Origin of the sequence: Sphingomonas sp. S-NIH.Pt15_0812, assembly GCF_003951315.1 — a bacterium.
Lineage (GTDB): Bacteria > Pseudomonadota > Alphaproteobacteria > Sphingomonadales > Sphingomonadaceae > Sphingomonas.
Genome location: NZ_QLJH01000066.1, coordinates 1 through 7,526, shown reverse-complemented (window position 1 = coordinate 7,526; position 7,526 = coordinate 1). Strand labels below are relative to the sequence as shown.

At 66.1% G+C, this 7,526-nt stretch carries 7 protein-coding genes; 3 read left to right on the top strand and 4 right to left on the bottom strand.

The window, feature by feature from the left end:
- Positions 1-240 precede the first annotated feature (240 nt).
- Complete coding sequence (locus tag BRX43_RS19525; RefSeq protein ID WP_125996727.1) at positions 241-1,077, top strand: 2OG-Fe(II) oxygenase; 837 nt, start codon at positions 241-243, stop codon at positions 1,075-1,077.
- A gap of 62 nt (positions 1,078-1,139) precedes the next feature.
- On the opposite strand, the gene BRX43_RS19520 is transcribed toward BRX43_RS19525, so the two are convergent.
- From BRX43_RS19520 to sucC, 3 genes are all read right to left on the bottom strand, one after another.
- The gene (locus BRX43_RS19520; RefSeq protein ID WP_125996726.1) at positions 1,140-2,069 is read right to left on the bottom strand and encodes an FAD-binding protein; all 930 of its coding nucleotides are present in this window, start codon (positions 2,067-2,069) and stop codon (positions 1,140-1,142) included.
- Entirely contained in the window at positions 2,066-2,815 is a 750-nt protein-coding gene (locus BRX43_RS19515; RefSeq protein WP_125996725.1) for an electron transfer flavoprotein subunit beta/FixA family protein, read from the bottom strand. The genes BRX43_RS19520 and BRX43_RS19515 overlap by 4 nt, the downstream gene beginning before the upstream one ends.
- Before the next feature lie 191 nt (positions 2,816-3,006).
- Positions 3,007-4,206 (bottom strand): ADP-forming succinate--CoA ligase subunit beta, encoded by a 1,200-nt coding sequence (sucC, locus tag BRX43_RS19510; protein ID WP_125996724.1) that lies wholly within the window; start codon positions 4,204-4,206, stop codon positions 3,007-3,009.
- A 134-nt stretch (positions 4,207-4,340) separates the two neighbouring features.
- Between sucC and BRX43_RS19505 the strand changes: the two genes are divergently transcribed.
- Positions 4,341-4,856: a sterol desaturase family protein gene (locus BRX43_RS19505; RefSeq protein ID WP_125996723.1), complete on the top strand. Its 516-nt coding sequence runs from the start codon at positions 4,341-4,343 to the stop codon at positions 4,854-4,856.
- Between the two features lie 170 nt (positions 4,857-5,026).
- On the opposite strand, the gene BRX43_RS19500 is transcribed toward BRX43_RS19505, so the two are convergent.
- A complete protein-coding gene (locus BRX43_RS19500) occupies positions 5,027-5,962 on the bottom strand; it encodes a ribose-phosphate pyrophosphokinase (protein ID WP_125996722.1) in 936 nt (311 codons plus the stop codon).
- Positions 5,963-6,050: 88 nt separating this feature from the next.
- Here BRX43_RS19500 and BRX43_RS19495 point away from each other — a divergent pair, with 88 nt between their 5' ends.
- Positions 6,051-7,379 (top strand): glutamate--tRNA ligase, encoded by a 1,329-nt coding sequence (locus BRX43_RS19495; RefSeq protein WP_125996721.1) that lies wholly within the window; start codon positions 6,051-6,053, stop codon positions 7,377-7,379.
- Positions 7,380-7,526: the final 147 nt, after the last annotated feature.

Here is a 7,526-nt window from a genome sequence, read left to right as displayed (position 1 = left end):
CGCCACCCCCGCCACCGGGACAGGTATCGCCCCGCGTCACGCTGCAACCGCCGGTCCGGTCGCTGCAGGACGAGGCCTGCGTGGTGTTCGCGCTGGCAGGGTCGTGACGCCGAAAGCTAACGCCATTGCCATTTTTCGGAAAAGTTCCGCCTCAAAACGGTTTTTTTCGTGCGTGCCGTTGTCGGCAACCGGTGCCACTGATACAGTTGACGGGGGACTAATCTAAGTAACAGGGCGGCAATGACTGAACTCAGCTTTTCGGGGACCGGCTATCGCCGATTCGACCATCAACAATGTGATGATGTCGGCAACCGCTATGCAGCAGCCTATCAGTCCGCCGCGCCCTATCCGCATATCGTGATCGACGATTTTCTCGACAAGGATCTGCTGCGCAATGTCGCGGGCCATTATCCCGGCACCGACGGCCGCACCTATTTCGACCGGAGCCAGGAGCGGTTCAAGTTCCAGTTCGGACCCGATGCGATCAGCCATCCCGACACGCTGAACCTACTTGCCGAACTCAACAGCTTGGCCTTCATCTCCTTTCTGGAGAAGATGACCGGTATTTCCGGGCTTATTCCCGATCCTCATTTTTCCGGGGGCGGCCTGCACCTTACCCGGTCTGGCGGGCATCTGGGCGTCCATGCCGATTTCAACATCCACCGCGAGCTCAAGCTGGAACGTCGCCTCAACCTGCTGGTCTATTTGAACGACGACTGGGGTCCCGAATTCGGCGGCGAGTTGGAGCTATGGGACACGAAGATGACCAAATGTGAGGTCAGCGTGGCCCCAGTGCTGGGCCGGGCCGTGGTCTTCAGCACGACGCTGGACAGCTATCATGGCCAGCCCAATCCCCTGGCCTGTCCGCCCGATCGGGATCGCCGCTCGATCGCCACCTATTACTATACGGCCTTCGCCGAAGGACTGGATGCAGTGCCGCAGCGCACCACCAATTTCCGCAGCCGTCCCGGCACGACGGACAAGAAAGACCGTCAGGTGGCGCTGAACCATCTGATCAACGACTGGGTGCCCTTGCGACTCCAGCGCTACGCCCGGAAGCTGAACCGCTTCCAGTAACCGGCACTAAAGCATAGCGGAAAGGGCCAGCCTGCGTCGGACGCCGGCTGGCCCCTTGCCGCCTACAGCTTCTCGGTCAGCTCCGGCACGACCTTGAACAGGTCGCCGACCAGGCCCAGGTCCGCGACCTGGAAGATCGGCGCATCGTCATCCTTGTTGATCGCGATGATCGTCTTGGAATCCTTCATGCCCGCCAGATGCTGGATCGCGCCCGAGATGCCGACCGCGACATAGACTTCGGGCGCGACGATCTTGCCGGTCTGGCCGACCTGATAGTCGTTGGGCGCATAGCCCGCATCGACCGCCGCGCGGCTGGCGCCGACGCCGGCGCCCAACTTGTCCGCCAGCGGATCGATCAGCGCATGGAACTGCTCTTCCGAACCCAGCGCGCGACCGCCCGAAACGATGATCTTGGCGCTGGTCAGTTCCGGCCGGGCATTGGCCGCGATCTCCGATCCCACATAGCTGGACAGGCCCTGCTCGCCCTTGGAGGCGACCGGCTCGACCACGCCCGAACCACCCTCGGCCGCCGCCTTGTCGAAGGCGGTGCCGCGGATCGTCAGCACCTTCTTCGCATCCGCCGACTGGACGGTCGCGATCGCGTTGCCGGCATAGATCGGCCGCGTGAACGTGTCCGGCCCCTCGACCGACAGCACTTCCGACACCTGCATCACGTCGAGCAGCGCGGCGACGCGCGGCGCGATGTTCTTGCCGGTGGTGGTCGCGGCGGCGATGAAGGCGTCGTGATGGCCCATCAGCTCCACCACCAGCGGCGCGACATTCTCCGCCAGCGCATGGGCATAGGCGGCGTCATCGGCGACATGGACCTTGCCGACGCCGGCGATCTTCGCCGCCGCCTGCGCGACGCCGTCGACGCCCTGCCCGGCGACCAGCAGATGCACCTCGCCCAGCTTCGACGCGGCGGTCACCGCGGCAAGCGTGGCATCCTTGACGGCCGAACCGTCATGCTCGACCCAGACCAGCGTCTTCACTTCGCCACTCCCATCGCCTTGAGCTTCATCACCAGTTCGTCGACATCGGCGACCTTCACGCCGGCCGAGCGCTTGTTCGGCTCGGCGACCTTCAGCGTCGTGATGCGCGGGGTCACGTCGACGCCGTAATCGGCCGCCGTCTTCTGCGCCAAGGGCTTGGACTTGGCCTTCATGATGTTGGGCAGCGACGCGTAGCGCGGCTCGTTGAGGCGAAGGTCGGTGGTGACGATCGCCGGCAGCTTGAGCGCATCCGTCTCCAGCCCGCCATCGACCTCGCGCGTGACCGTCGCGGTGTCGCCAGCGATCTCGATCTTGGAGGCGAAGGTGCCCTGCGCCCAGCCGAGCAGGCCGGCCAGCATCTGGCCGGTCTGGTTGTTGTCGTCGTCGATCGCCTGCTTGCCCAGGATGACGAGCTGCGGCTGCTCCTCCTCGACGATCTTCGCCAGGATCTTGGCGACGCCCAGCGGCTCGACGCGCGTCTCGGCGGTGACCAGGATGCCGCGATCGGCGCCCATCGCCAGCGCGGTGCGGATCGTCTCCTGCGCCTTGGGCTCGCCGATCGACACGACCACGATCTCGGTCACGCCGGCGCGATCCTTCAGGCGGATCGCCTCTTCCACGGCGATCTCGTCGAACGGGTTCATGCTCATCTTGACGTTGGCGAGATCGACGCCCGTGCCGTCCGCCTTCACGCGCGGCTTCACATTATAGTCAAGCACCCGCTTGACCGGCACCAAGACCTTCATCGAGCTTCCCTCTCACTAATTTTACAGGGCGACATTGCCCATGATGTGGCGGTTTCGCGTGGTTTTCGCAAGTCCGGTATGGCGAAGCGCCGTTGCCGTAGCGGCAAATGCCTCCGCCGTCGCACCCTCAACGAAAAAGGGCCCAGACGTTTCCGCCCGGGCCCCTTTCCACATGGCCGAAGCCCGCCGAATCAGGCGACCTTCTTCACCTCGGCCACGATCTTCTGGGCGGCGTCGCCCAGGTCGTTGGCGGGGACGATCGCCAGGCCCGAATTGGCCAGGATGTCCTTGCCGGCCTGCACGTTGGTGCCCTCCAGGCGGACGACCAGCGGCACCGACAGGTTCACTTCCTTGGCGGCCGCGACGATGCCCTCGGCGATGATGTCGCAGCGCATGATGCCGCCGAAGATGTTGACCAGGATGCCCTTCACCGCCGGATCGCTCAGGATGATCTTGAACGCGGCGGTGACCTTCTCCTTGTTCGCGCCGCCACCGACGTCGAGGAAGTTGGCCGGGAACATGCCATTCAGCTTGATGATGTCCATCGTCGCCATGGCGAGACCCGCGCCGTTGACCATGCAGCCGATGTCGCCGTCGAGCTTGATATAGGCCAGGTCGTACTTCGACGCCTCCAGCTCCATCGCGTCTTCTTCGGTGGTGTCGCGCAGTTCCATCAGGTCCTTGTGACGGAACATGGCGTTGCCGTCGAAGCCGACCTTGGCGTCGAGCACCATCAGCTTGCCGTCCTCGGTGACGGCGAGCGGGTTGATCTCGATCTGCTCGGCATCCGTGCCGAGGAACGCGGCGTAGAGCTTCGACGCGACATTGGCGGCCTGCTTGGCGAGGTCGCCGGTCAGCTCCAGCGCGGCGGCGACGGCGCGGCCGTGATGCGGCATGAAGCCGGTCGCGGTGTCGATGTCGATCGAGTGGATCTTCTCGGGCGTGTCGTGCGCCACGGTCTCGATGTCCATGCCGCCCTCGGTCGAGGCGACCATGGAGACACGGCCGGTCGCGCGGTTGACGAGCAGCGCCAAGTAGAATTCCTTGGCGATGTCGACGCCGTCGGTGACGTACAGGCGGTTGACCTGCTTGCCGGCGTCGCCGGTCTGGATCGTCACCAGCGTGTTGCCGAGCATCTCGGTGGCGTGGGCGCGCACCTCCTCGGCCGTCTTGGCCAGGCGGACGCCGCCCTTCGCCTCGGGGGCCAGTTCCTTGAACTTGCCCTTGCCGCGGCCGCCCGCGTGGATCTGCGCCTTGACGACATAGAGCGGCCCGGGGAGCTTGCCCGCCGCCTCGACCGCTTCGTCGACGCTGAGCGCGGCGTAACCCGCGGGGACGGGAACGCCGAACTTCGCCAGCAATTCCTTCGCCTGATATTCGTGAATGTTCATGGGCCGCCTCGCCTTATGCTATGCTACGGGTAGGACAGGCGGCCCTTCGCACATGCGGACGGGCAAATCTACCCCGTCCGCGCATCGTCGCCCAAGTCTTGTTGCAAACGCATCGCATTATATATGGAAATCACATGAGCTGGCCGATCGGCATCGCCCTCTTCCTCCTGACCGTGATCGGCATGGAGGGTTTCGCCTATGCGATGCATCGCTGGGTGATGCATGGACCCGGCTGGTTCCTGCATGCCAGCCATCATCGCGCGCGCGCCGGGCATTGGGAATGGAACGACCTCTATGCCGTGATCTTCGCGGTGCCGTCGTTCGTGATGATCTTCGGCGCGATGCAGCTGGGCTGGTGGCCGGGGCTGGTCTGGATGGGGGCGGGCGTCGCTGCCTACGGCGCGATCTATTTCGGCTTCCACGACGTGATCGTGCACCAGCGTATCCCGACCCGCTATCTGCCCAGATCACGCTATATGAAGCGCATCGTCCAGGCGCACCGGCTCCACCATGTGGTCGAGACGCGGGAGGGCAATGTCAGCTTCGGCTTCCTGGTCGCGCCCGATCCGGCGGGGTTGAAGGCGGAACTGAAGCGCCGCCAGCGCGCCGGGGTGCGGAGCCCGCGCGGCGAGGCGAAGACGCGAAGCTGAGCACATTTCTGACAGGCCGTTCCCCGGCGAAGGCCGGGGCCCAGTTGGAAAGGCTGTCGTAACGAAGCGCTGCGCGTCGTCACCATCGTTCCCCAACTGGGCCCCGGCCTTCGCCGGGGAACAGAAAGGGGAAATAACGTTTTCCTGCGCGTCGTCGCGCAAACCCGACATCAGTCGAACAGGCTCGACACGCTGGTCTCGTCCGCGATGCGCTTGATCGCCTCGCCCAGCAGCGGCGCGATCGGCAGGTGGCGGATCTTGTCGGTGGACCCGATCGACTCGTGATTGCCGATCGAATCGGTGATCACCAGTTCGCGCAGCGCCGAGCCCGCGACTCGCGCCACCGCACCGCCCGATAGGACGCCATGCGTGACATAGGCGACGACATCCTCCGCCCCCGCCGCGCGCAGGGCGGCCGCCGCGTTGCACAGCGTGCCCGCCGAATCGACGATATCGTCGATCAACACGCAGAACCGGCCCTCGACATCGCCGATGATGTTCATCACCTCGGACTCGCCGGCGCGCTCCCGCCGCTTGTCGACGATGGCGAGCGGGGCGTTGTCGAGTCGCTTGGCGAGCTGGCGCGCCCGGACCACGCCGCCCACGTCGGGCGAGACGACCATCAGATTCTTGCCCTCGAACCGCGCCAGGATGTCCGCCGACATGACCGGCGCGGCATAGAGATTGTCGGTCGGGATATCGAAGAAGCCCTGGATCTGCCCGGCATGGAGATCGACCGACAGGACGCGGTCCGCGCCGGCGACGGTGATCAGGTTGGCGACCAGCTTGGCCGAGATCGGCGTGCGCGGCCCCGGCTTCCGGTCCTGTCGCGCATAGCCCATATAGGGGATCACCGCCGTGATGCGCCGCGCCGACGCACGCTTCAGCGCGTCGATGATGATCAGCAGCTCCATCAGATTGTCGTTGGCGGGGAAGCCGGTCGACTGGATGACGAACACATCCTCGCCGCGCACATTCTCCTGGATCTCGACGAAGATCTCCTCGTCGGCGAATCGGCGGACCAGCGCGTCGGTCAGCGGCAGTTCTAGATAGTCGCCGATCGCGCGCGCGAGCGGCAGGTTGGAATTACCGGTAATCAGTTTCATGGTGATGACTCCCCGCGCCGTTGGGCGTGCCCTTAAGCGGCATGGGCGGGTAGCGGAAGGGGCATCGGCACCCTAGAGGGACGGTACGATGACCACGACCCGCTTCGCCCCCTCGCCCACCGGCCGGCTCCATGTCGGTAACATCCGCACCGCGCTGCATAATTGGCTGTGGGCGCGGAAGACGGGCGGGCGGTTCCTGCTGCGCATCGACGATACCGATTCCGAACGGTCGGAGGAGCGGTTCGTCGAGGCGATTCGCGCCGATCTCGCCTGGCTGGGGCTGGAGCCCGATGCGGAGGTCCGCCAGTCGGAGCGATTCGCGCTCTACCAGGCGCGGTTCGACGATCTGGTCGCGGCCGGCCGCCTCTATCCGGCCTATGAGAGCGCCCAGGAACTCGACCTGAAGCGCAAGGTGCTGCTCGGTCGCGGGCTGCCGCCGGTCTATGATCGCGCCGCGCTGCGCCTGACCGATGCCGAGCGCGCCGCGCTGGAGGCGGAGGGCGTGCGCCCGCACTGGCGGTTCCGCCTCGACCATGACACCCCCCTGGCCTGGGACGATCTGGTGCGCGGGGCGCAGAGCTTCGATCCGGCGACGATGAGCGATCCGGTGGTGCGTCGCGCCGATGGTTCCTGGCTCTACATGCTCCCTTCCGCGATCGACGATATCGACATGGGCATCAGCCATGTCGTGCGCGGCGAGGACCATGTCTCCAACACCGCGCTGCAATTGCAGATGTTCCAGGCGATGGGCGCGACCCCGCCCCGTTTCGCCCATGCCGCGCTGCTGACCGGTGCCGAGGGCAAATTGTCCAAGCGCCTGGGTTCGCTCGGCATCGATCACTTCCGGGATATCGGCATCGAGCCGCAGGCGGTGCGCGCGCTTCTCGCCCGGATCGGCACCAGCGATCCCGTCGAGCCGATCGCCGACATGGCGCCGCTGCTGGACGGATTCGACTTCGCGCGGTTCGGCCGCGCCCCGGCGCGGTTCGACGAGGCGGAGGTGGCGCAGGTCAGCGCGCGGATCGTCCACCAGCTGCCGTTCGACGCGGTGGCGGATCGCCTGCCCGCCGGAATGGACGACGCCGCCTGGGACGCGGTCCGCCCCAATCTGGAGCGGGTCGCGGATGCCGCCGACTGGTGGCAGGTGATCGAGGGGCCGATCGCCCCCGCAGCGCGGACGGACGAGGCCGATTACCTCGCCCAGGCGGCCTTGGCGGCCGAGGCCCTCGACTGGTCCGCCGACCCCTGGCACGGCCTGACGAACGCGCTCAAGGCGTCGACGGGCCGCAAGGGCAAGGCGCTGTTCCTGCCGCTCCGCCGCGCGCTGACCGGCCGTGACCATGGCCCCGACATGGCGGCGCTGTTGCCACTGATCGGCCGGGCGCGCACGATCACCCGGCTGCGCTCGGCCGGTTGACCCATTGTCGCTCTTGGAGAGTAAGCGTGGTGTGACGACCGCAGATCAGGCAGCTTGCGCGGTCGGCCGATCTGCTGGCGGCATCCAGTTCCACGGCATGAGTTCGTCCCAGCGGCTGGCTGGCCAGTCGCCCGCGACCCTGGCGAT